Annotated in this window: 21 protein-coding genes; 9 read left to right on the forward strand and 12 right to left on the reverse strand. The window is 51.1% G+C overall.

Features of this window, described 5'->3' with window-relative positions:
* Positions 1 to 134: 134 nt before the first annotated feature.
* The 3 genes from DFER_RS23945 to DFER_RS23955 form a co-directional block, all read right to left on the reverse strand.
* Positions 135 to 545 carry a c-type cytochrome gene (locus DFER_RS23945; protein ID WP_015814248.1) on the reverse strand — a complete coding sequence of 137 codons (411 nt, stop codon included), beginning with the start codon at positions 543 to 545 and terminating at the stop codon, positions 135 to 137.
* A gap of 165 nt (positions 546 to 710) precedes the next feature.
* On the reverse strand, positions 711 to 1,889 hold the full coding sequence (locus DFER_RS23950) for a PQQ-dependent sugar dehydrogenase (protein WP_015814249.1): 1,179 nt from the start codon (positions 1,887 to 1,889) through the stop codon (positions 711 to 713).
* A gap of 180 nt (positions 1,890 to 2,069) precedes the next feature.
* Positions 2,070 to 4,346: a GH92 family glycosyl hydrolase gene (locus DFER_RS23955; RefSeq protein WP_015814250.1), complete on the reverse strand. Its 2,277-nt coding sequence runs from the start codon at positions 4,344 to 4,346 to the stop codon at positions 2,070 to 2,072.
* Between the two features lie 270 nt (positions 4,347 to 4,616).
* On the opposite strand from DFER_RS23955, the gene hslU reads away from it, so the two are divergent.
* A complete protein-coding gene (gene hslU, locus DFER_RS23965; RefSeq protein WP_015814251.1) occupies positions 4,617 to 6,008 on the forward strand; it encodes an ATP-dependent protease ATPase subunit HslU in 1,392 nt (463 codons plus the stop codon).
* A gap of 299 nt (positions 6,009 to 6,307) precedes the next feature.
* On the opposite strand, the gene DFER_RS23970 is transcribed toward hslU, so the two are convergent.
* From DFER_RS23970 to fmt, 4 genes are all read right to left on the reverse strand, one after another.
* Positions 6,308 to 7,399, reverse strand: a complete 1,092-nt coding sequence (locus DFER_RS23970) for an alpha/beta hydrolase (protein ID WP_015814252.1) — start codon at positions 7,397 to 7,399, stop codon at positions 6,308 to 6,310.
* Positions 7,400 to 7,451: 52 nt separating this feature from the next.
* On the reverse strand, positions 7,452 to 7,952 hold the full coding sequence (locus DFER_RS23975) for a dihydrofolate reductase (protein WP_041735472.1): 501 nt from the start codon (positions 7,950 to 7,952) through the stop codon (positions 7,452 to 7,454).
* A gap of 1,119 nt (positions 7,953 to 9,071) precedes the next feature.
* On the reverse strand, positions 9,072 to 9,533 hold the full coding sequence (gene tnpA, locus DFER_RS23980; RefSeq protein ID WP_015814255.1) for an IS200/IS605 family transposase: 462 nt from the start codon (positions 9,531 to 9,533) through the stop codon (positions 9,072 to 9,074).
* Positions 9,534 to 9,571: 38 nt separating this feature from the next.
* On the reverse strand, positions 9,572 to 10,492 hold the full coding sequence (gene fmt / locus DFER_RS23985; RefSeq protein WP_262485288.1) for a methionyl-tRNA formyltransferase: 921 nt from the start codon (positions 10,490 to 10,492) through the stop codon (positions 9,572 to 9,574).
* 231 nt (positions 10,493 to 10,723) lie between these two features.
* Between fmt and greA the strand changes: the two genes are divergently transcribed.
* The 5 genes from greA to DFER_RS24010 all read left to right on the forward strand — a co-directional run bounded on the left by greA (position 10,724) and on the right by DFER_RS24010 (position 15,209).
* Positions 10,724 to 11,206: a transcription elongation factor GreA gene (gene greA, locus DFER_RS23990; protein ID WP_015814257.1), complete on the forward strand. Its 483-nt coding sequence runs from the start codon at positions 10,724 to 10,726 to the stop codon at positions 11,204 to 11,206.
* 132 nt (positions 11,207 to 11,338) lie between these two features.
* Positions 11,339 to 11,662 carry a hypothetical protein gene (locus DFER_RS23995; RefSeq protein WP_015814258.1) on the forward strand — a complete coding sequence of 108 codons (324 nt, stop codon included), beginning with the start codon at positions 11,339 to 11,341 and terminating at the stop codon, positions 11,660 to 11,662.
* A gap of 34 nt (positions 11,663 to 11,696) precedes the next feature.
* Complete coding sequence (locus DFER_RS24000) at positions 11,697 to 12,767, forward strand: M42 family metallopeptidase (protein WP_015814259.1); 1,071 nt, start codon at positions 11,697 to 11,699, stop codon at positions 12,765 to 12,767.
* An 88-nt stretch (positions 12,768 to 12,855) separates the two neighbouring features.
* Positions 12,856 to 13,908 carry a PA0069 family radical SAM protein gene (locus DFER_RS24005; protein WP_015814260.1) on the forward strand — a complete coding sequence of 351 codons (1,053 nt, stop codon included), beginning with the start codon at positions 12,856 to 12,858 and terminating at the stop codon, positions 13,906 to 13,908.
* Positions 13,909 to 13,946: 38 nt separating this feature from the next.
* Positions 13,947 to 15,209: an exo-beta-N-acetylmuramidase NamZ family protein gene (locus tag DFER_RS24010; RefSeq protein ID WP_015814261.1), complete on the forward strand. Its 1,263-nt coding sequence runs from the start codon at positions 13,947 to 13,949 to the stop codon at positions 15,207 to 15,209.
* Positions 15,210 to 15,622: 413 nt separating this feature from the next.
* On the opposite strand, the gene DFER_RS24015 is transcribed toward DFER_RS24010, so the two are convergent.
* From DFER_RS24015 to DFER_RS24025, 3 genes are all read right to left on the reverse strand, one after another.
* Positions 15,623 to 16,357 (reverse strand): LytR/AlgR family response regulator transcription factor, encoded by a 735-nt coding sequence (locus DFER_RS24015; RefSeq protein ID WP_015814262.1) that lies wholly within the window; start codon positions 16,355 to 16,357, stop codon positions 15,623 to 15,625.
* Between the two features lie 328 nt (positions 16,358 to 16,685).
* Positions 16,686 to 18,023, reverse strand: coding sequence for an ethanolamine permease (eat, locus tag DFER_RS24020; protein ID WP_015814263.1), 1,338 nt, complete (start codon positions 18,021 to 18,023; stop codon positions 16,686 to 16,688).
* A gap of 107 nt (positions 18,024 to 18,130) precedes the next feature.
* Positions 18,131 to 18,916 (reverse strand): phosphatidylinositol-specific phospholipase C/glycerophosphodiester phosphodiesterase family protein, encoded by a 786-nt coding sequence (locus tag DFER_RS24025; RefSeq protein ID WP_015814264.1) that lies wholly within the window; start codon positions 18,914 to 18,916, stop codon positions 18,131 to 18,133.
* Between the two features lie 198 nt (positions 18,917 to 19,114).
* Here DFER_RS24025 and DFER_RS24030 point away from each other — a divergent pair, with 198 nt between their 5' ends.
* Entirely contained in the window at positions 19,115 to 20,806 is a 1,692-nt protein-coding gene (locus DFER_RS24030; RefSeq protein ID WP_015814265.1) for an amino acid permease, read from the forward strand.
* Positions 20,807 to 20,839: 33 nt separating this feature from the next.
* On the opposite strand, the gene DFER_RS24035 is transcribed toward DFER_RS24030, so the two are convergent.
* Both DFER_RS24035 and hxpB read right to left on the reverse strand, forming a co-directional pair.
* Positions 20,840 to 22,180, reverse strand: a complete 1,341-nt coding sequence (locus DFER_RS24035) for a sensor histidine kinase (protein WP_015814266.1) — start codon at positions 22,178 to 22,180, stop codon at positions 20,840 to 20,842.
* 26 nt (positions 22,181 to 22,206) lie between these two features.
* Positions 22,207 to 22,881: a hexitol phosphatase HxpB gene (gene hxpB / locus DFER_RS24040; RefSeq protein ID WP_015814267.1), complete on the reverse strand. Its 675-nt coding sequence runs from the start codon at positions 22,879 to 22,881 to the stop codon at positions 22,207 to 22,209.
* 122 nt (positions 22,882 to 23,003) lie between these two features.
* Here hxpB and thiM point away from each other — a divergent pair, with 122 nt between their 5' ends.
* Positions 23,004 to 23,801, forward strand: coding sequence for a hydroxyethylthiazole kinase (gene thiM, locus DFER_RS24045; protein WP_015814268.1), 798 nt, complete (start codon positions 23,004 to 23,006; stop codon positions 23,799 to 23,801).
* A gap of 26 nt (positions 23,802 to 23,827) precedes the next feature.
* A complete protein-coding gene (gene thiE, locus DFER_RS24050; RefSeq protein ID WP_229206099.1) occupies positions 23,828 to 24,478 on the forward strand; it encodes a thiamine phosphate synthase in 651 nt (216 codons plus the stop codon).
* Positions 24,479 to 24,482: the final 4 nt, after the last annotated feature.

The raw sequence follows: 24,482 nt of genomic DNA on the forward strand, positions 1-24,482 counted from the left end.
GGAAATTTTATGAGGCAAGGTTTTATTTAGATTTATTTAAAATAGTATCTAACGACCACTTATTCACTAATTTAGGCCATTAAAAAAGCCGCATTGTCCATTCAGACAATGCGGCCAGATCAGGGTTCGGAAGCCTATTTCTTCTCCTTTACTTCCTCCACCATTTTCTCGGTAATCATTTTCTTTTCGGACGAGTTGCCCCAGGAATTCATGATGTAATTCATCACATCGGCAATTTCATCGTTGCCCAGGCCGGGGTTCGGCATCATGTTGTCGTACTCCACGCCATTGACGGTGATTTTGCCCGCCAACCCGAATTTAACCGCCCGGATCGCATTTTCGGGCGTTTTCATGAGGTAATCCGACTTTGCGAGCGGTGGAAACGTGGCAGTTACACCTTCACCTGTGCCCATATGGCAGGTAATGCAGTTTTCGGAATAAACCATCTTGCCCCGCTCGATGCTTTTGGCAAGCTCATCGTCCTGCACAGCCGGGATCGCAGCATAGAAAGTCGCTGCCGAAAGTATTGTGAGTAATAGTTTCATGGTGAAAATTTTGAGTGGAAGATGGGGCTCCCGGGTACACGCCGGCCATTTGCCGATCGTCTGATATTATTCGGAGGCCCCGGCCGGCCGTTTTGTGCGAAACCGGCCAAAGGCCTCCGATATTCGGTACAAAGCACGCTTCGCACCATTAATGAACTACTTTAATCAGCCTTTAGGCGTCAGGCGCACCACTTTGCCCGAGTTTTCCAATACCACGTACACATTGCCGTCCGAGCCCATGCGCACGTCACGCACGCGACCGATCTTATCGAAAATCACCTCACGCTTGGTCACCTTATTGCCGCGCACGGTGAGGTGTTGCAGGTACATGAATTTCAGCGAGCCTACCAGGAGGTCGCCTTTCCAGTCCTTGTATTTGTCGTTGCTCAGGAATGTCATGCCGCAAGGCGCGATAGACGGTTTCCAGTAGATAACCGGTTGTTCAAGGCCAGCCTTCGCGGTATCTTTTGAAATGATGCTATTGTCGTAGTCGATTCCGTAGGTGATCAGCGGCCAGCCGTAATTTTTACCTTTTTCGATGATATTGAGCTCATCGCCGCCCTGCGGGCCGTGCTCGTGCTCCCAGATCACGCCCGTAGCCGGGTTGATGATCAGGCCTTGCGGGTTACGGTGTCCGTAGGTCCAGATTTCCGGTCTTGCGCCGGCTGTTTTCACAAACGGGTTGTCGGAAGGGATTTTACCATCTTCATGCAGCCTTACTACTTTGCCCTGGTCGCGGCCGAGGTTTTGCGAGTTTTCTTTCTGCCCGCGCTCGCCGAGCGACAGGAACACATAGCCTTTTTTGTCGAAAACAATGCGGCCGCCGAAGTGGACATTGCCTTTTACATTCGGGATAGCCTTGAAAAGGTGCTGAATGTCGGTCAATGCGTTGCCTTTCAGTTTAGCGCGCATTAATGCGGTGTTGGCGCCGCCGTCGTCACCTTCTTCGCCTTCCTTTTTAGGAGAAGAGTAGCTGATGTAGATCCAGCCGTTGGATTTATAGTCGGGGTGGAGTGCGATATCCAGCAAACCGCCTTGTCCTTTGTACCAAACTTCGGGAATGCCGGTAACTTCCTGGGCATCGAGCTTGCCGTTTCTGACAATGCGCAATTTGCCGCCGCGCTCGGTTACGAGCAGCTCGCCGCCGGGCAGCAATGCAGATGCCCAGGGCATGCTGAGGCCGGTAGCCACGGTATCAACCTTGAAACTGGCTTCAGAGAATGCTTTCGAATCGCGTTTATCGTCCGACGAGCTGTTGCTCATCAGCCCGATCGAAGCGGTGAGCAACATACCGCCCAATGCGACGGGGAGGTATTTTTTGAGCTTAGAAATGTTGGGGTTCATAGATCAACGGTGAATAATGGTCTGTGCAATGGATAGTAAAGGTAACGGCTTCGGTAAAAAGCCCAAGTTTTGATCAATATTAAGCAATCATCTTCAAAAGCATTTACTCATTATTAGAAAAGTCGGGCTCCGAAGAGGCATTCGACGGCCGGAAGACGAGGCTCCCGGCCGGTGTCGGTGTTATTTGGTCAGCGAGAACGGCGCCGCTTCCGGCTTGGTTCCCCAGTTGTTGGAAGCCTTGTCGGTGAGGTCGAATTGTACGGTTCCGCCTTTCTGGATGTCGCTGTGTTCGAGGTAAGTTTTGTCGTACGACTTGCCGTTCAGTTTAGCGCCTTTAATGTACAAATTGGTATCGCTGCTCGCCGGCGCTTCGATGGTGAATTTCTTGCCGTCTTCCATCGTGAGCGTCGCTTTTTTGAATAATGGCGAGCCGATCACATACTGCGTGGTGCCGGGTGTGACGGGGTAGAAGCCGAGGGATGAAAACACGTACCAGGCCGAGGTCTGACCGTTGTCCTCGTCGCCGCAATAGCCGTCGGGTGTGGGCTGATACAGCCTTTTCATAACCTGGCGCGTCCAGTATTGGGCTTTGTCGGGGGCGCCGGCGTAGTTGTACAGGTAAATCATATGCTGGATCGGCTGGTTGCCGTGCGCATAGTTACCCATGTTCATGATCTGCATTTCGCGGATTTCGTGGATCGGGAAGCCGTAATAGCTGTCGTCGAATACCGGCGGCAATGTAAACACCGTATCGAGTTTTTTTACAAAAGCCTCACGGCCGCCTACGAGGTTGATCAGCCCTTTCACATCCTGGAACACCGACCAGGTGTAGTGAATGCTGTTCCCCTCGGTAAATGCATCGCCCCATTTGAAAGGATTAAATGGCGTCTGGAACTTGCCGTCCTTGTTTTTGCCGCGCATCCATTTCGTTTCCGGGTCGAAGAGGTTTTTGTAGTTTTGGCTTCTTTTCAAATACAAATCCACTTCCGATTGCGGCTTTTTCAGCTCTTTCGCCAGTTGGGCAATACAGAAATCGGCATAGGCATATTCCAGCGTCCGCGCGGCATTCTCATTGATTTTTACATCATAAGGAACATAACCCAGCTCATTATAATATTCATGCCCGAAACGCCCTACCGAGCTTACTGGGCCTGCATTCTCGGTGTTTTTCAGTATGGCTTCGTACAGTTTGTTAATGTCATAACCGCGGATGCCTTTAATGTACGAATCGGCGATCAGCGAGGCCGAGTTCGAGCCGATCATACAATCGCGGTGGCCGGGGCTGGCCCATTCGGGGAGGAAGCCGCTTTCGTCGTATGCATTGGCGAGGCCTTCCATGATCTGCCCGTTCAGGGTCGGGTACATGAGCGTGAAGAACGGGAACACGGCGCGGAATGTATCCCAGAAGCCATTGTCGGTAAACATGTAGCCGGGGCGCACCTCGCCATTGTAAGGGCTGTAATGCACGACCTTGTTGGCCTTGTCCATTTCAAAAAACTTCCTCGGGAATAACAGCACGCGGTAAAGGCACGAGTAAAATGTGCGGATCTGGTCGATGTTGTCGCCTTCTACTTTAATGCGCGAAAGCTCCGTGTTCCAGGCCTGTTCGCCTTTTTTCATCGTTGCATCGAACGAGTCGTTGCCCAGCTCGCGTTGCAGGTTCAGCTCGGCTTGTTCGGGGCTGATGAACGAAGAGGCTACCTTGATACCGACCTGCTCGCCTCTTTTGGTTTTAAACCCAACCACTGCACCTGCATGCGCTGCGCTCAGTTCGAGCGTGTCTTTGGCGAGCGTCTTTCCGTGGAATGCAGACGAGAATGTGAAGGGTTTATCAAAAACCAAAACAAAATAATTCTTGAAATTGGCCGGCACACCGCCACTGTTTTTCGTGGTGTAACCGATGATTTTACGCTCTTTCGGCAGAACTTTCACATACGAACCTTTGTCAAATGCGTCCACAAGCACGTAGGAAGTGTCCGCCTGCGGGAAAGTAATGCGGAACTGAGCGGCGCGCTCGGTTGGTGTGATTTCGGTGGTAATGTCGTGGTCGGCCAGGTATACCTTGTAATAATGCGGTTTTGCTGTTTCGGCCTTGTGGGAGAACCAGCTCGCGCGGCTTTCCTCGTCGATTTTCAGCTTGCCGGTGACGGGCATAATGGCAAACTGGCCGTAATCGTTGATCCACGGGCTCGGCTGGTGCGTTTGCTTGAAGCCACGGATCTTTTCGGCGTCGTACATATAAGCCCATCCGTCGCCCATTTTGCCGGTTTGCGGCATCCAGAAGTTCATTCCCCAGGGCAGGGCGATGGCCGGATAAGTGTTACCGGCAGATAAGCTGAATTTGGACTGGGTGCCCATCAGCGGGTTCACGTAATCGACCAGATTTGCGGTACCTTGCCCGTAGGATAATTGCATGGCGGCAATAATGGTAAAAAGGCAGGTCAGGAGTTTTTTCATGTCAGGGACAATTCTTTTTTATATTGGTTTCGGTATTATAAATGCAGGGACAAAAGTAATCGAAGGGCAGAGAACAAAAAGTAAAGGCGTCAAAGATTTCCCAACGGTACGTTTCCTGCCATTTTGTACCGGCATAGTTCTTTTTAACGTTAACGAACGAAGGCTGCAGACAGCCTTCCCGAAATTATATCACATGAATTCTAAATCCGCGCACGGGGCTGTCTTACAACCCGGTGCGGTGAATGAGTTTTGAATCCAGATCAATCCAAAATGACAGAACACCTTAACCGCCTAACACCGCGTCAGATCGTTTTCGAGCTTGACCAATATATCATCGGACAAAATGACGCAAAGCGCAACGTCGCGATCGCGCTGCGGAACCGGTGGAGGCGAATGAACAGTCCGGAGGACATTCAGCGGGAAATTATCCCGAATAACATACTGATGATCGGCGCCACGGGCGTAGGTAAAACCGAAATTGCCCGCCGGCTTGCCAAAATCGCGGACGCGCCGTTCGTAAAAGTGGAAGCATCGAAATTTACGGAAGTTGGGTATGTGGGCCGCGACGTCGAAAGCATGGTCCGCGACCTGGTGGAGCAGGCCGTAGGCATGGTACGCACGCAGAAAAAGGAAGAAGTGAAAATCAAGGCGGAACAGGCCGTGGAAGACATTATCCTTGATGCATTGATCCCGCCCGTACACGGCTCAGGCGGCACAAGGCCTTTGCCCGACAATGGCTCCGAAGAAATGCCTCAGAGCGATGCCGAACTGAACCAGCGCACGCGCGAGCGTTTCCGCGAGAAAATCCGCAATGGCGAACTCGACAGCCGCAAAATTGAAATCGAAGTACAACAGAACCAAATGCCAAATGTAGGCATGATAGGCGGTGCCGTGGACGACGTTTCTATGATGAATATCCAGGAAATGATCGGCAATATGATGCCGCGCCGTGGTAAAAAGCGCAAAGTGACCGTGGAAGAAGCGCGTAAGTTGCTGCTGGACGAAGAGGCGTCGAAACTGATCGATATGGACGAGGTGAAGCTGGAAGCCATCAAAAAGGCGGAAAATCTCGGTATCATTTTCATTGACGAGATCGACAAGGTCGCATCCAGCCGTTCCGGCGGAAGCGGTCCCGATGTGAGCCGCGAAGGCGTGCAGCGCGATTTGCTCCCAATCGTGGAAGGAAGCTCCGTGAATACCAAACACGGTGTGATCCAGACTGACCACATCCTGTTCATCGCCGCAGGCGCATTCCACGTGTCGAAGCCATCCGACCTCATCCCGGAACTTCAAGGCCGCTTCCCGATCCGTGTGGAGCTTAACAGCCTGACGGAAGGTGATTTTTACCAAATCCTGAAAGCGCCTAAAAATGCATTGACGAAGCAATATGGTGCGATGATGGAAGCGGAAGGCGTGGAGCTGGATTTCGAAGACGGCGCGCTGCGCGAAATCGCCCGCATTGCATTCGAGGTCAATAGCGAAGTAGAAAACATCGGTGCCCGCCGCCTGCAAACTGTCATGAGCTCACTCCTCAACGACTTCATGTTCGACATCCCCGACATGATCGGCGACGGCTCGCAAATCACCATCACCGCCGAAATGGTAGAGCAAAAGCTATCCGCACTGGTGAAAAATAGGGATTTGAGTCAATATATACTTTGAAAAATGGAAGGGGGGAAACGGAAGGAAGGGTAGCGGCGCGTTTGGAATGAAATAAGAAGCCACAGAGTGGCTACCTGTTTGTAGCAATCGAATGCCGATTTAGCGGCTGGCCCCGGAGGGGCCTCCTGCGCATTGATTAGGCGGCTCCTACGGAGCCAGAACGTGGGTCGTATTTGGATTGCTATAAACAGGATGGCCCGCCAGGCCATGTTTTTTCGTCCTTTTGCATTGTTTCATCCAAAGCTTCAAACTCCATTACTTCCGAACTCCCTTTTCGCTATTTCTTCCCATTCTTCCTTTTATTCAAAAAACAACCATTCAAAAGCCTTCGGAAATTCTTTGCTCCATTGCTTTTCTTCGTGTTCGCCTTTGGCGTCGACGGATGATTTGATTTTGACGCGGCTGTAACCGAAGCTTTGGGTTTCGAGCGTTTCTTTGAGTTTGTTGACGTTCGGGATCATATGGGCGCCTTCCTTGCCGCCGGCATAGAGGTAAATGCGCGTTTCAAACGGCTCGAAGAAATGGATGGCGTCGAAATACACTTTTTCTGAAATCCACAGCGCTGGTGAAAACACGAGGAATTTACCGAATGTCTGCGGGAACATCAGCGCGGCGTAAGCGGCCAGCAGCCCACCTACCGAGCTTCCGCCAATGCCCGTATTGAGCCGGTCGGTTTTGGTGCGGTATTTCGCGTCGATATGCGTTTTCAGGGGGCCGGCGATAAATTGCAGGAATTTGGCACCGTGGCCCTTGCCCAGCTTCGGATTGTCGTAAGGCGATAGTTCCTGAATGCGGTCTTCTTCACCGTGGTCCAGCGCCACCACGATAACGCCCGCTCTGCCGATTCTGGCAAGTTTTGCAAGGCTTTGGTCGATTTCCCAGTTGCCATATTCAGACCCTTCTCCGAAAAGATTCTGGCCGTCGGTCATGTACAGCACCGGAAAGCGCTGGTCGGGATTGTCGTAATATTCATGCGGCAGCAGCACGCGCACGCGGCGGGTTTTGCTGAACTGCGCGATCTCAAAGTGTTCCGAAACAGTTTCAATGATCGGCGATACGTCTGATTTGGCCAGGAGGTCGGTTTGCCAGCGGATCACGCTGTCCCGGATGAGGGTTTCCCCGGCTTTGATGAAACGGTTGGCATAAGGTCGGCCGGCACGGTCCAGTTCCACCTGGTTCCAGCCGCCGCGGGTGTATTTATATTCGATGGGATCGGGTAGATCGGCATCATCCTGGAACTGGTAGCGATAATGTCCGGGGCTCACCATTGTCATGCGGTATTCTTCCAGATCGGGAAGCCATTTGCAGAAATTCCCGGTGATGAATACCGGGCGGTCATCAGATGGAACGGTGCTTAGTTCAATGGTAAGGGTTTCAACTTCTACTTGCATTCTACTCTTATACTTTCATTGAGTCACTATGGGTTACGAGCTACAAAAGTACTTATTTATCAGCTTTTTTAATATAATTTATGAATTCAAACGGAAAAATATGACGTTCGTCAGGCTCATGACTGATGCGTTCGGTTTCCGTCCAGGCCTCCGGTTCGCGGATTGAAAAGAAGGTATCGCCCACTACGGACGTGTGCACTTTGGTAAGGTAAATATGCGTGGCAATGGCCTGCGACTGCTCATAAATTTCCCCTCCGCCGACAATACAAACTTCTTGACTGTCAATTTCTTTTGCCTTTTCAAGCGCCTCGTCGAGGGAATGCACCACCACCACGCCATCGAACGCGAAATTCGCATTCCGCGTAATGACGATCGACGTCCTGCCGGGCAACGGTTTCCCGATGGATTCGAACGTTTTCCGGCCCATGATCATCGGGTGGCCTAAGGTGAGTTGTTTAAACCGTTTGAGGTCGTCGGACAAGCGCCAGAGAAGCTGATTATCCCTGCCAATCGCGCCATTTTCGGCGGCGGCTACAATGATGGAAATTTTCATTTGGGTATTGATGTTTTTGCAAAGATGAAACAATATGCGTTGCCAACGCATTGTTGTTTCATCCCTGACGGATTTACGGAAGCATTGGGCACTTTATCGTTGCTACCGATATTACATCGCTAACGCGATTTGTATCTGATGTTCGGCGATGCGGTTATTACGATAGCAGCAATGCCGTCAGGCATGAAATATTGGTAGCAGATAGCCATAACCGACTTGTTAAAATGCCCTTGGGCATGTAACGACAGTGTAATGCTGACGCATTGTTGTTTCATCCCTGACGGGATTTACGGAAGCATTAGGCACTTTATCATTGCTACCGATATTACATCGCTACGCGATTTGTATCTAGCGTTTGGCGATGCGGTTATGATGATAGCAGCAATGCCGTCAGGCATGAAATATTGGTAGCAGATAGCCGTAATCCAATTGGTAAAATGCCCTTGGGCATGTAACGACAGCGTGATGCCGACGCATTGTTGTTTCATCCCTGACGGGATTTACGAAATCGTTTGCGATTCACAATTGCTACCGATATTATATCGCTAACGCGATTTGCATCTGATCTTCGGCGATGCGGTTATGATGATATTAGCAATGCCGTCAGGCATGAAATATTGGTAGCAGATAGCCGTAATCCAATTGGTAAAATGCCCTTGGGCATGTAACGACAGCGTGATGCCGACGCATTGTTGTTTCATCCCTGACGGGATTTACGGAAGCATTGGTCACTTTATCATTGCTACCGATATTACATCGCTACGCGATTTGTATCTAGCGTTCGGCGATGCGGTTATGATGATAGCAGGAATGCCGTCAGGCATGAAATATTGGTAGCAGATAGCCGTAACCCAGTTGGTAAATGCCCTTGGGCATGTAACGACAGCCTAACGCCTATGCATTCTTGTTGCATCCCTGACGGGATTCCCGAAATCATTTGTCATTACTGCTACCGATATTACTTCGCTAACGCGATTTGTATCTGATGTTCGGCGATGCGGTTATGATGATAGCAGCAATGCCGTCAGGCATGTAATACTGGTAGAAAGCCGCAACCTGGTACATAATGCCCTTGGGCATGTAACAGCAACGCATTGCCGGCCAGGTTACGCGATTTCGTTATTCCGGCATTTTGAAAACATACCGCTCATCAAACTTCACTTCAAACTTTTCCAAAAATGCCTGATACTCTTCCTGAAACGTCATTTTTCGATGATGTTCTTTCTGTGTTTGAATGTAACGGATAACGTCGGGAACTTGTGATTTGGAATAAGAAAACACCCCATATCCCGATTGCCATTCGAACCGGCTTGCACAAAACCGATTTACGTTGATCCATTGCGATGAATCCGCTTTGACATCCTGCATCAAATCTGCGATCGACTGGTGGGTGCGGAATCCAACGAGCATGTGCAAATGATCGCTCATGCCATTGATAGCGATCATTTTGTGCTTACGGGCCTCTACGATGCCCGTTATGTATTTGTACAATCCGATTTCCCAATCCGGTCTGATCAGGGCTTGCCGGTATTTTGGCGCAAAAATGAAATGTAGGTGAACCTGCGAATACATATTTGCCATGGTATAGTGGTGTAAAGTGTATATGTAGGTGGGAGGTGTTACAACTTATACCCCCTCAAAAAATCCCCGATCGCCATCCGCTTCTTCCCCTCAATCTGCAATTCCTCGATCGCTAGCCAGCCGTCGCCGGTGCGGAAATGCAGGTAAGTTTTGTTATCGGTAGTGTATTCGCCCGGCTGCGCGTTGCCTTCGAAATCCACCATTTTTGTTTTAAATACCTTGCATGAAAACGCATTCAGCGTGGTCCAGGCGGCAGGGTAGGGCGAGAGGCCTCTTACGAAGTTGTGAATGTCCGAGGCCGGTTTGTTCCAGTCGATTTCACAGGTCTCGCGGAAGATTTTCGGTGCGGCTTTGATATCGTGCGGTTCGTCCTGCGGTTCCTGCGGATAGGAGCCTTGTGCAATCGCTTCAACGGTCTTCACGACCAGGTCCGCGCCCTTGCGCATGAGCCGTTCGTACAGTGTGCCTGCATTGTCGTCCGGAGAAATGGGTTCTTTGTCCTGAAAAATGATTTTGCCCGTATCAATATCCTTTTCGATGAAGAATGTGGTGACGCCGGTTTCGGTTTCGCCATTGATCACCGCCCAGTTGATCGGCGCCGCGCCGCGGTACTGGGGCAAAAGAGAGCTGTGTAGGTTGAATGTCCCTTTCGCCGGCATGTTCCACACCACTTCCGGCAGCATCCTGAACGCGACCACCACCTGCAAGTCGGCGTTGTACGATTTAAGCTCTTCCAGGAATGCCGGGTTTTTCAGCTTTTCGGGCTGTAACACGGGGATACCCTGCGATTCGGCATATACTTTAACGGGCGATGACGTCTGCTTCTGGCCCCGGCCCGCAGGCTTGTCCGGAACGGTCACGACGGCCACGACATTAGATTTGTTCTCTACCAGACTTTGTAAACTCGGGACGGCAAATTCGGGCGTCCCCATAAAAATAATTCTCAAAGGATTTGACATAAGAAGATGCCGCTTTTGGATAAAAATGGTGTTACCATTCACAAATATTGTTATTTTTGTCGTTCTTACCAGAAAATTATGGTGAACACAAAATCATATATCAACCGAAAAGAAAAGGTCTTCTAGCCTTCTACGAGAGTATCGTTAACTCTGTAGAGCGGTCTTCGAGCCGTTCTTTTTTTTTATGTAGAATTTCAAAAATCAAAAAGACTTATAAACTAAATAAAGGTCATGGCTAAAATTTCATACTACACGGAAGAAGGACTAAACAAGCTGAGGAACGAGCTGAATGAGATGAAAACCAAAGGCCGCACGGAGATTGCACGACAAATTGCAGAGGCGCGGGATAAAGGTGATTTGAGTGAGAATGCAGAATACGATGCGGCGAAAGACGCACAGGGCATGCACGAAATGAAAATCGCCAAACTCGAAGAAATCCTGTCCAACGCACGCGTGATCGACGAGTCGTCCATGGATACTTCCCAGGTTTCGGTACTTTCCAAAGTGAAGATCAAAAACCGTAAGAATGGAATGGAAGTCACGTACACACTCGTTTCGGAGGAAGAAGCGGATCTTAAAGCCGGCAAAATTTCCGTAGGTTCACCGATCGGCAAAGGGCTTTTGGGTAAAAAAGTGGGCGAAACCACCGAAATCAAGGTGCCTGCCGGCATGATGGAATTTGAAGTACTGGATATCAGCCGTTTCAGCGAGTAATCGTTTACAGATACAGAATGCGTTGGGTTGCGGAATGGACGACATTTCGCAACCCAACTTTTTTGTGGTAATTTGATAACCGGCCAATGCCCGGCCGGCAGTAATCCGTTCCCCGAACACCGCAATGTCACGATGCGCTTCAAAGGCTTTTTGCTAAATATTCCCTCGCTATGGGTCGATGGCATGGCCCTGTTCCCGTTCATCCTGTCGCGCCGCAAAACGCCGTCGCGGTATTTCCTGAACCACGAGCGAATTCATTTAAAGCAACAGCTTGAACTCGGGCTGGTTATCTTTTATGTCTGGTATTTTGTAGAATATTTAATCCGATTGGCCCAATACAGAAAGCATTATTTAGCCTATCTTCATATTTCGTTTGAAAAGGAAGCCTACACGCACGAACGCGACCTCGGGTACCTGCGGAAGCGTCGGTTTTGCGCGTGGTGGAAGTATCTTTAACAACACATTATCAGTAGTTATTTAAATTAAATCTATGTCAGATCAGAGCACAGAGTTTCTTTATAAGTACCTGAACAATGCGTCTCCTACCGGCTTCGAGTCGACCGGTCAGCAGATATGGCTCGACTATATCAAGCCATATATCGAAGAACAGATTATCGATGTATACGGAACGGCCGTAGGCGTGATCGGCCCCGGCCAGGACTACAAGGTGGTGATCGAAGCCCATTCCGATGAGATTTCGTGGTTTGTGAACTACATTTCCGAAGACGGCTACATCCACGTGCGCCGCAATGGCGGTTCCGACGCGGCCATTGCCCCATCCATGCGCGTAAACCTGCACACGGCCAAAGGCGTGGTGAAAGGGGTTTTCGGCTGGCCGGCGATCCACGTGCGCGAAGTGGCCAAGGACCAGGTCCCCAAAGTGCACGAGCTGTTCATCGATGTGGGTGCTGCCAAAAAGGATGAGGTGCTTGAAATGGGCATTCACGTAGGTACCGTGGTCACTTTCGCGGACGGGCTGGATGAACTCAACGATAAATATTACCTGGGCCGCGCGCTCGACAACCGCATGGGCGGTTATATGATCGCCGAAGTGGCGCGCATGCTGCACGAAAACAATGTGAAGTTGCCGTTTACCTTATATGTGGTGAATGCGGTGCAGGAAGAAATCGGCCTCCGCGGTGCGGAAATGATCTCCCGCCGCTTGAAACCCGACCTGGCGATTTGTACTGACGTGACGCACGACACACAGTCGCCGATGTACAATAAAAAGGAGCAAGGTGACCTGAAATGCGGCAGCGGCCCGGTGATCTGCTACGGCCCGGCGGTACAGAACAATGTCCGCGACCTGCTGATCCGCGTGGCGGAGGAGAAAAAGATCCCGTTCCAGCGTCAGGCGGTGAGCCGCTCCACCGGCACGGATACGGACTCATTTGCCTACTCCACAGAAGGTGTCGCATCCGCATTGATCTCATTACCATTGAAATACATGCACACCACCGTGGAAATGGTTGCCAAAGAGGACGTGCAGAACGTAATACAACTGATGTACGACGTACTGCTTTCGCTGAAAGGCGGGGAGGATTTTCGTTACATTAAATAATGCGTTTTCAGGGCCGGGATTCCGGCCCTGAAAACAACACACACTTTTCGTTAGATACTTCATAACTTCATCAACTTACTGGAAAACAATGGACAACAGGGCACGCGGGCGCGGGGCCGCAATCAACACGCGCAACAAATTCTTCAAGCACGAGCTCGAATACACTTCCGAAGACTGGCAGCAGTGGGAAGATCCCGAGGTAAATCCCAAAACACAATTCATTGAAGAGGAATCCAAAACACTCATGAGTGTCTCGGACAGTCCCGATTTACCTAACTTTCATTCGATTAACCCCTACCGCGGCTGCGAACACGGCTGCATTTATTGCTACGCCCGTAACTCCCACGAATACTGGGGCTTCTCGGCGGGCCTGGACTTTGAGACCAAAATTGTGGTTAAAAAGAATGCACCGCAGTTGCTGGAAAAGCTGTTCAATTCCAAAAAATGGGTGCCGCATCACATTCATATTTCCGGCAATACCGATTGCTACCAGCCCGGTGAAAAGAAGTACCGCATTACGCGGCAGCTACTGGAAATCTGCCTGCGCTACCGAAATCCGGTAAGTATTCTCACCAAAAATGCGCTGATACTTCGTGACCTGGATGTTTTGGAAAAAATGGCGAAGCTGAACCTCGTGCACGCGGCACTGTCCATCACGTCGCTCAACGAAGAGCTGCGCAGTGCCCTCGAACCGCGGACGGTAACCGGCAAAAGGCGTTTGCAGGTGCTGAAAACATTGAGCGAAGCCGGTATTCCGACGGGCGTGATGACGGCGCCGATCATCCCCGGCCTGAACGACCAGGAAATACCGGCGCTGATCCAGGCAATTGCCGAAAATGGCGCATTATGGTCGCATTACACGGTGGTGCGGCTGAACGGCGCCATTTCAACGTTGTTCGACGAATGGATTCACCACCACTTTCCGGACCGTGCGGCCAAAGTGCTGAACCAGATCAAAGAATGCCACGGCGGCGCGGTGAACGACTCCCGGTTCGGGATCAGGATGGTGGGAGAGGGGAATTTCGCGGAGCATATCCGGCAGTTGCACGAACATTGCTGCCGGAAATACCTTTCTGGGCGTGAATTGCCGCCTTTGGACACGTCGCAATTTATGCGGGCTGGGCAGATGCGGCTGTTTTAACTGAAAAACCCTATTTTAGTCTTCCTAATCCCAACCAGATGAAAACACTAGCATTAGCCCTGGGCCTCACCGCCGCATTAGCCACGAACAGCAACTGCGTCAACTCCGCATCCCAGAAAAGTCCGGCAATGGCCGATTCGCTTTCCGCGGCACCCGAAGACCTCGCCAAAGCCAAAGCCCCCACCACCGGCGCCGATCAGATTTCGCAATATCTCGATTATCTCAAAGGCAAGAAGGTAGGCATTGTAGTAAACCAAACCTCGATCATCGGCAAAAAGCCAATCGTGGACAGCCTGGTTGCACTGGGCGTTAATATTGTCACGATTTTCGGTCCCGAGCACGGTTTCCGGGGCACGGCGAGCAATGGCGACAAGGTGAACGACAGCGTCGATCAGAAAACCGGTATCCCGGCTATTTCGCTTTATGGAAAGCTCAAAAAGCCCACGAAAGAGCAAATGGCGGCGATTGACCTGATGGTTTTCGATATTCAGGATGTAGGTGCGCGCTTTTATACGTACATCAACACCCTAGGGCACGTGATGGAGGCCTGCGCGGAGAACAACAAGGAAATGCTCATCCTCGACCGTCCCAATCCGAACGGCTTCCTCGTGGACGGGCCTATTCTCGAAGATCACCTGCATTCGGGTATCGGGATGTACAAAATACCGATTTCGCACGGCCTTACGATCGCCGAATTCGCGCAGATGATCAACGGCGAAGGCTGGCTGCCGAACAAAATGCAATGCAAGTTGAAGATCATCAAAGTGGCCAACTACACCCACGACACGCCCTACGTTTTGCCGGTAATGCCTTCTCCGAACCTCAACACCCAGCAATCGGTGATGTTGTACCCGCACATTTGTATGTTCGAAGGCACGATCCTGAGCCAGGGACGCGGCACCTATATGCCGTTTACAGTCCTCGGCGCGCCGCTGCTGAAAGGTAAATACGATTATTCATTTACCCCGCACAGCATCAAAGGCATGAGCGAAACACCGCTGCACCAGGACAAGGAATGCTTCGGCCTCGATTTGCGGAAATACGATTTGAAGGATATCCGGAAAAGCGGCAAGCTGCACCTCGGCTGGCTAATAGAACTTTACAAGGCTTATCCCGACAAGGAAAGGTTTTTCGACATGAGCCAGAGCAAGCAAATGGGGAGTTTTGATAAACTCACAGGTACCGAAAATCTCAAAAAGCAGATCATCGCGGGGGCTTCCGAAGCGGAGATTCGTAAAAGCTGGGAGCCCGGCCTGGGGCAATACAAGGAAATGCGGAAGAAATACCTGATCTATCCTTAACCAGTGCTAAAACAAAACATCCCAGGGATAATTTCCCGGGGATGTTCCAATTATTCTCAACGATATTTAATTAAAAACTGATAGACGATTTAGTTTAGGTCTGATATGTTGTGTGCGTTTGAGTAACAAATGTGTGCATAATGCTCAATATCATGCAAAAATGCTCAACCGACTGTAAATACGTTTTTGGGATTGAAACAGATGCCTGGGCTTAAAAAAAAATTGTTACTTAATTAAGCCCAGGCTTTCTGCTCGGGGTAAAAAATATATAAATCAATAGAAGAGGGTGTTTACGTGCTATAAAATTACTTCGCAGGTAAATCCCCGACAAATCAAAGGGGTGAAGTGTAACTTTTTTGGGGTGAAGCCGGGGAAACGGTAAGTAACCGTTTTCGCGCGTTTGATAAATGGTGTTACGAAAAAGTTTTAATGCGGCTCAGGAGCTCCGTCCGGTTATCGTTCGTGATGGGGATTTCAATATCGTTGATCATTACATGCACATAATCAATGGCTGTAATGGCATTCAGGTTGATAATGAACGATTTATGTACGCGGAAGAAGTAGTTGGTGGGAAGTTGCTGAAGCATGTTTTTCAGCGTCTCGCGGATGGTGTATTTCTTCTTGGTAGTATGTAACTCGAGGTAGTTATCGTCGCTGCGGATATACAGGATGTCAGTAAGCATGATCTTGGTGAACATGTGCTTTTCCTTGATGAACAAAGCGTCCGTGATCACCGTCGTGTCTTCTTTCTCTTCCGAAGTAGTTTCACCCGCAAGCGCTGCCAGGCGGTAATTTTTCAACGCTAGTTTTACAGCCGTGTAAACGGTGATTTTCTGAAAAGGTTTTTGCAAAAAGGCGTGCGGCGCGGCTTGTAATGCAGCATTTACAACGGCGATATCCTCGTGCGCGGACAGGAACAGGAAAGGTATCTTGACGTTTTCCCGGATGTAGTCCGCCAGGTCGATGCCCGTTTGATAACCGTTCAGATTAATATCCAGGACGGCCAGGTGGAATACCTTGCTGTTGAGAATCTCTGTGGCTGTCGTATAGTCCGTTGCGATATCGTTGGCTTCATAGCCAAAGCCATTGAGCAAGAATTGGAGATGTTTCGCAATGATAAAGTCGTCCTCAACGATTAGAATATTCATCTTAGCTTTAAATAGACAGCCTACGCCCGCTTTAAAAGTGAATGTAAATGGTTTACGATTACAAGCAACTATCCGCCCATGTGCAGGCAGGTTAAAAATAATGGATAATATACGAATTAATTACAAAGTAGATCGTACGACACATGTCGAATTATCTATCAATATGAGGGCGGTGGAATATTCAGGCTTTAAAATAAATGCAAAAAGCGGTCTCGCACAAGCAGTTGCCCCAGGGTGAACTACACCGCTTACCGGTGGATAAATGACGGTACTAAGTTTTTTGAGGCGTAAGTCCGGTAATGGAAAATGCAGGTAAGGGGCCAGAACGTTAAGCTTGGCGCTGTTCTTCTGACTGTTGCAGGTTCTCCATGGTTTTGTGGCGGCCGGCTACTACGAAAACCAGTGAAACCACAGCCAGCCCGCCAAAAAACCAAAGGCTGAGCGTAAAATTGTAGTAAACGATCGCGATGAGGCACAGCGCGGATAATGCAAGCGCAATAGCCGGAAAATAGGGAAAGGCAGGCACAGCGAACGGCCGTTCGAGCTGCGGCTCGCGGACACGCAATGCAAACAGCGCGACCATGCTGATAATGTACATCACCACCGCACCCAACGCAGCAAGGATAATCACCTGGTCGGTAGTGCCGAGGGAAAGCGCCACGCATCCAGCCACGCCGCCCGCCACGAGCGCCCAATGCGGGGTTTGAAAGCGCGCATTGACATTCCCGAGAAACGACGGGAGGTAACCTTCCCGCGCCAATGCGAAAATCTGGCGGGAATAACCGATAATGGTCCCATGAAACGAGGCAATCAGTCCGAATAGCCCCAGGCTGGCGAAAAGCTGCGTAAGCCCGCTGTCGCGCCCGAGTACAATGCCGAGGGCTGCCGGCAAGGGATAATCGATATCGCTCAGTTCCTGCCAGGGAGCGATGCCGCCCGTGAAAACCATCACGGCCAACGCAAGTATCACCAATGTGAGAATGCCGTAAATGTAGCCTCGTGAGATAGTTCTTTTCGGGTCTTCCACTTCTTCTGCCACCATTGCCACACCTTCAATAGCCAGGTAAAACCAGATCGCGAACGGCAGGGCTGCAAACACGCCGGCCCAACCAAAAGGCATCGGCTCGGCGACGAAGGTTTCATAAGAAAAATGCGGGGCTACGATGCCGACGTAAATCAGCAGCTCACCCACCGCGAGCAGGGTTACCACCAGCGAGAACGTGGCCGACTCTTTAATGCCCAGCAAATTAATGGCTATAAATATAGCGTAACACGCGAAAGCGACTTCCAGCACCTGCAAATTGGGATATAAAAAATGCGTGTAACTGCCGAGTGCGAATGCGATAGCCGGCGGCGTCACCAGGAACTCCACCAATGTGGCATAACCCGCAATGAGCCCTCCCCACCAGCCAAATGCCCGGTAGGCGTAGGAAAACGGCCCTCCTGCCTGTGGAATGGAGGTAGTCAGTTCGGTGAAGCTGAAAATGAAAGTCACGTACATGACTGTCACCACGAGCGTCGCGATGAGGAATCCGATCGTGCCCGATACGCCCCAGCCGTAATTCCAGCCAAAATATTCGCCCGAAATCACAAGCCCCACGGCGATGGCCCAGAGGTGGATCGGTTTGAGGACTTTTTTGAGCGCAGCAGTTTGTTCGGCAGACATGGAGGCAGGTTCGACTAATTGATGACAGTACAATATAGTCTATAACTGCTCCAAAGCCTTTTGATACTACTGAAAAATTATCCGGCGCCGTATTTTGTTTTGCAAAACTACCGTGGTGCAGTACGAAGGTAATCGCCGAGCTGCTGAACTTTATCGGTATTAATGTAATCGACGCCCAGTGCCATCATAGTTTTCCAGGAATTGATATTGTCCGGCGTAGCCCATATCCTTACTTTTTTGCCCAGATCGTGCACGTCGTTGACCATCTTCCGGATTTTTCTCTTGTCTTTTTCCAGAATAGGCCCTTCGCCGTTCCATTTGGAATATTTCTGAAACGCCTGGCTGATCAGCCCCACATGGGCCATTTGCGCCGGTGTATAAACGTTCTCGGGGCGGCCGTCGAAATAAATGAAGTCGGGATATTGCTCGAAGAGGGAAGGATCGGGAACATTGCCGCTCACGACGATCCGGACGCTGCCGGCCGGAGCGAAAATCTTCTTATGCGGTTCCAGCACTTTCACGAGCGCCGCCAGGGTAGGCTCGCCTTCCGTTTTCAGGTCGATGAGCAGTTGCAGGGGAACGTTGTCCTGCGGGTAGATGCGCCCGCCGTTTTGTTCTACTTTTTGAAGAATAGGAAGCAAATATAATGCTGAGAAGGTGCGCTCGCGGCGAATGTCTTTGAGGTTATGCGCTACATAAAGCGTATCGTTGACGAGGAAAACATCGGCTTCCACCGATCCGAATTGCTGCTCGTAAGCCTCTTCGAAAGGCCGCGACCTTTCATAATCATTGTGGGAATGCGCCTGGGCGGTTGAATAGGAATTAACGCTTTGGGCTGCAATGAATTGGATGGACAAAAGAAAGCTGATGAAGAAAGTAGCGGTTTTTTTCATGGACAATCTGTGGAACGGTATAACGGGGATCAGTTCGATAACGCAATCTTTACTGGTTTGATTTCGCGTTCAAAGAATTTTCTACGGATTTTTTGGGATAAAAGGAACAAATTTTCGGGCGATGCCGGGATGATTTTAGAATATCACTATTTTTAGCCCTACTTATTACAAACTGATACCTGATAAATTGAAGCCTGCATGAGCCAGAATTCTCCTCTTTTCCGAAAAAAATCCGTCGACCAGATTCTGAAAGATGCCCATTCGGGAAGCGAGGGAGAGCTTGCCAAAGTGCTCGGTGTCCGCGACCTTGTTTCGCTGGGCATTGCGGCGATTGTGGGCGCGGGGATATTCAGCACGATTGGTCTGGCGAGCTACAATGGCGGGCCGGCGGTGTCGCTGCTTTTTGTTTTTACGGCCATAGCCTGCGTTTTCACGGCGCTTTCGTATGCACAGTTCGCCAGCACCGTGCCGGTGTCGGGTAGCGCGTACACCTATGCTTACGTGGCTTTCGGCGAGCTGTTCGCGTGGATCATCGGCTGGGCGCTTATCCTGGAATATGCCGTTTCCAACATGGTAGTGGCCATTTCGTGGTCGGAATATTTTGTGAGCATGCTCAAAGGCTTCGGCATTTCCTTGCCGGGCTGGCTTACGATCAACGGCGAATCGGCACGAGAAGCATTTTTGAAATTACAGAGCTCCGGCATGGCGGAATTGTCTGATTATGAGCGTTTCGCGGCATCGGCATACGCCTCGGCCCCCACGATCGGTGACATGCATATCCTGCTGAATTTACCCGCAGGGCTGATCACATTGCTCATCACGGCGTTGGTTTATATCGGAATCAAAGAATCGCGGACGGCCAGCAATATCATGGTGGTGCTGAAAGTGGGCGTGGTGCTGCTGGTAATCCTGGCCGGGGCCTTTTATGTGAAGCCGGAAAACTGGTCGCCATTTGCCCCCAACGGCGCGAAAGGGGTGCTCAGTGGCGTGGCGGCAGTATTCTTCGCATTCATCGGTTTCGATTCCATTTCGACCACCGCCGAAGAATGCCGGAACCCGCAGCAGGATATGCCGAAAGCGATGATTTACTGCCTAGTCATTTGTACTGTATTATATGTACTTATCACGCTCGTGCTCACAGGCATGGTGAACTACACCGAACTGAAAGTAAGCGACCCGCTGGCATTTGTATTCCAAAAGAACGGGCTCGATTTTATGGCCGGGGTGATTTCGGTCAGCTCGGTGATCGCCATCACGAGTGCATTGCTGGTGTACCAGCTCGGCCAACCGAGGATCTGGATGACCATGAGCCGAGATGGCCTGCTTTGGAAGCGTTTCGCCAAAATCCACCCCAAATACCGTACGCCGTCCTTCGCGACGATCATCACCGGTGTGGTGGTAGGGATTCCCGCATTGTTTTTCAAAATGGATTTCTTCGTCGATCTCACGAGCGTGGGTACTTTCTTCGCATTCATCCTCGTGTGCGGCGGCGTACTCTATCTGGATCACAAGGGCATTTCGGCCCGCTCCAAATTCCGCGTGCCTTACATTAATGGCAAATTCCTCGTAGGAGGTTTGTTCGCCCTCGCCATTGTGGGCCTGCTTACCTATGGCCAGGAGGTTATTCTTGAATGGCGGATGCTGAGTTTTGCGGAGATTATGGAGCACAAGCTGCTCACCATTATTTTCTGGATCACCTGGTGTACGCTATCGATTTTGAGCTACCAGCATAACTTCTCGTTGCTGCCCGTGGCCGGTATCCTCACCAATTTGTACCTTATGACCGAACTCGGCGCATCCAACTGGCTGATTTTCGTGATCTGGCTTGCGATTGGGCTTGTGATCTATTTCAGCTATGGCTACAAGAAGAGTAAGCTGGCGCAGCAATAGCCGATGGTTGATCTGCTTGATTTAGAAAAAACTCTAAAATACCAGCGTAAACACAGTTCCTTTACCCACCTGCGACTCTACATTGAGCTGCCCGTTATGCTGCTGCAGAATCTGGCGCGAAAGGCTTAGCCCGATGCCGGAGCCGGTTTTTTTGGTGGTGTAAAAAGGAATGAAAATGTTCTCCAAAGCTTCGGGCTCGATGCCGTCGCCATTGTCGCCTACTTCGATCATTACCGTCCCGTCGACCTGGTAGGCCGATAGCGTAATGAGGCGGTCGGTCTGGTGCGAGAATGCCTCGGATGCGTTTTTGATGAGGTTGATCAACACCTGCTGGATCTGGCTGGCGTCGGCCTTGACGGTCAGCGTTTCCGGCTTCACAGACAGTTTCCAGAGCACGCCCGATTGCGTGAGGTCCGTTTGAAGCAACTGTATAACTTCCTGCAAAAGCTCGGCCACGCCGATGCTGGCAAATACCGGCTTGGGCAATGTGGTAAAATCGCGGTAGGCATTCACGAACTGCATCATGCCTTTGCTGCGCTTTTCGAGCGTGGATAATGCTTCTTTCAAATCATTTACCGCTTCCTGGTCGTTCGTGGAACGCTCGATATCCTCATTCACGATGAGCCGCATGGTGCCTACGAGCGACACAATGGGCGTCATGGAGTTCATGATCTCGTGGCGCAGCACACGTGTAAGGTTCTGCCAAGATTCGATTTCCTGCTGCTGCAACTCGGTTTGAATGTTTTGCAAAACCACAATTTTGACCCACATGCCGCGGAGCTGGATGGCGGCTGCCTGCAAAGCGAGCGGCTGGTCGTTGGGAGTGCGATAGAGGTCGCGCACGCCGCTGTCGAGGTTGGAAAGCAGGTCATAAAGGCGCGGGTGCTTTTCTTTAAGTTCAATGAGCTGATGCAGCCGGTAAATGCCCAGCATGCGCAGCGCCGCGTTGTTGATCAGGTTCACCTGCCCGTTGCTGTCGAATGTGATCAGCCCCGTCCCGATGTGCTGGACGATCGTGTTGAGGTATTGCAGATTGGCCTCCTTCTCGGCCCGCGCCTGCCGGAATGCCAGCAGCACTTCGTTGAACTGCTGGTTGAGCTCCTTAAACGTGCGGCCCATTTTATTGTCCGACCGGAAATTGATCGTAAAATCCGAATAACGCACGGATTCGAGGAAATAGGTCAGTTTCCGGTTGACGTTCGTCACGTACTGGTACAGCAGCGACCCTTGTATGAATATGAAAATCGTCCCCAGTACGTAAACCAGGGTTTGATTGGTGTGCCGGGACGCCAGCCAGGCGAGGGCGATCACGCTCAGGACAATCACGGCGATCCTGATCATGATCATAATACTGAAATGCCGGAGTCCGATCATACGGTCAGCGAATTGGGGGTCGAGGTTTAGTTTTCGATCACGCTTTGCGGCACACCCGACATCTCGCGGAGAATGTATTTTTCCAGCGACGGGATTTTGTAATGTGCCATATCAAACTTTTTATCTTCAAAAACCTCCGCGGCAGGCACCGAAATCGTGATCATGCCCGCTGCATGTGCCGCGCGCAGACCTGCGTGAGAATCTTCAAAGGCAATGCATTCGGCAGGCAAAACGCCCAGTTTGCGGGCGGTGGTGAGGTACACGGCCGGGTGCGGCTTGGTGTGCTCTTCGAGTTCGCCGGAATGCCACGTGTCAAAATAGTCAATAATTTCCAGTCTTTTTAACACGCCCTCAATCAGCTCCATATGCGACGCCGACGCAACGGCAAGTTTAAGACCTTCCTTTTTCAGCGCCTGAATGAGCGCAATGGCGCCGGGCATGGCTTCGGCATTGGCAAGGATGTCGTGGTGGGCCTTTTCCAGAATTTCTGTTTCAAGCTCTTCAAACGACGGCGTATTCCAGGGCTGTATTTTGTGACAATAATCAAGGAAAAGCTTGATAGACAGGCCAGTAGTTTGGATGCGAAGTGCTTCGGAAAGCTCAAAATTTACTTTTTGCATGACGGAACGTGCTGCTTCGGTCCACATCGGTTCGGAGTCGATGAGAAGGCCGTCCATATCGAAAATTGCTGCTTTAATCATAATCAGGGAGTGTGGGTGGCTAGATGCCGCTTTCGGCGATACGATTTTTGATAACCATTCAAAACTACTACATTCGTCGGTGAGGTGGAAGGAAAAAGGAGTAAAGGGAAAATCATTAACAAATGACGATTCAACTGGAAGCGAATTTGCAAAACCTGCGTGCCAAGGCGCCGCTGGTGCATAATATTACCAATTTCGTGGTGATGAATTTCACCGCCAATGCATTGCTGGCCATTGGTGCTTCGCCGGTGATGGCGCATGCGGTGGAGGAAGTGGAGGACATGGTTTCGATAGCGGGTGCGCTGGTGGTCAACATCGGCACGCTTTCGCCCCTCTGGGTGGAAGGCATGCACAGCGCTATGGCGAAGGCGGCGCAAACCGGCAAACCGATCGTGCTCGATCCGGTAGGTGCCGGCGCGACGCCCTACCGCAATAATGTGCTCACCGCATTGCTCGAGGCAGCCCCGCCGGCCATTATCCGCGGTAACGGCTCCGAAATCCTCGCACTCGCAGGTGCCAGCATTCAAACCAAGGGTGTGGACAGCACCGCCGATTCCACCGACAGCATCGGCGCCGCACGGGCATTGAGCGAGCGTTTCGGCTCGGTGGTGAGCGTGAGCGGCGCGGTGGATGTGATCGTGCATGGCAACCGGACGGCCTGGATTTCGAACGGTGTGCCGCTCATGACCAAAGTCACAGGCATGGGCTGTTCCGCGTCGGCGCTTGCCGGCGCATTCGCGGCGGTGGTAACCGATCCGTTCGAAGCCGCGGTGTCGGCGGCTGTCACGATGGGCGTTTGCGGCGAACTGGCTTACCGGGCTGCCAAACTGCCCGGATCGTTCCAAATCGCGTTTCTGGACACTTTATCGGACATTAGCCCGGCGCATCTGGCGGAATTGAGCAAAATCAGACTGGAATAGCGATGGTAGCAACAACCAAGATGCATATGAATTCAAACCTCGAACTATACCTGGTAACCGATGAAGCCGCGTGCCTCGGAAGGGACTTTTACTGGGTGGTGGAAGAGGCGGTGAAAGGCGGTGTGACGATGGTGCAGCTGCGGGAAAAGTCGCTTTCGACCCGGGCGTTCATCGAACGCGCCAAACGTTTGAAAGCAATCCTGGAAACTTATAATGTGCCTTTGATCATCAACGACCGGCTGGACGTGGCCCTTGCCGTGGACGCCGACGGCGTGCATATCGGGCAAAGCGACATGCCGTTCCAAACCGCCCACCGCCTGCTCGGCGAAGGCAAGATCATCGGCCTTTCGGCTGAAAAACAGGATGATGTGCTCGAAGCGGAGCAATGGAACCTGTCGTACCTCGCGGTGAGCCCGCTTTTTGCAACGCCTACTAAAACAGACACGGAAAAACCCTGGGAATTAGACGGCTTGCAATGGGCACGGCAGCAAAGCCGGCATCCGCTGGTAGTCATCGGCGGGCTTCATCCCGAAAATGTACACGACGCCATCACCAACGGTGCGAACGGCGTAGCGGTCGTATCGGCCATTTGCAGTGCCCCGTCGCCGCGGGAAGCCGCACAAGCGCTCAAATCCATTATCCAGAATTCGATCTTATGGCCAGCGAAAAATTTCTAGCTAC

The organism is Dyadobacter fermentans DSM 18053 (genome assembly GCF_000023125.1).
GTDB lineage: Bacteria > Bacteroidota > Bacteroidia > Cytophagales > Spirosomataceae > Dyadobacter > Dyadobacter fermentans.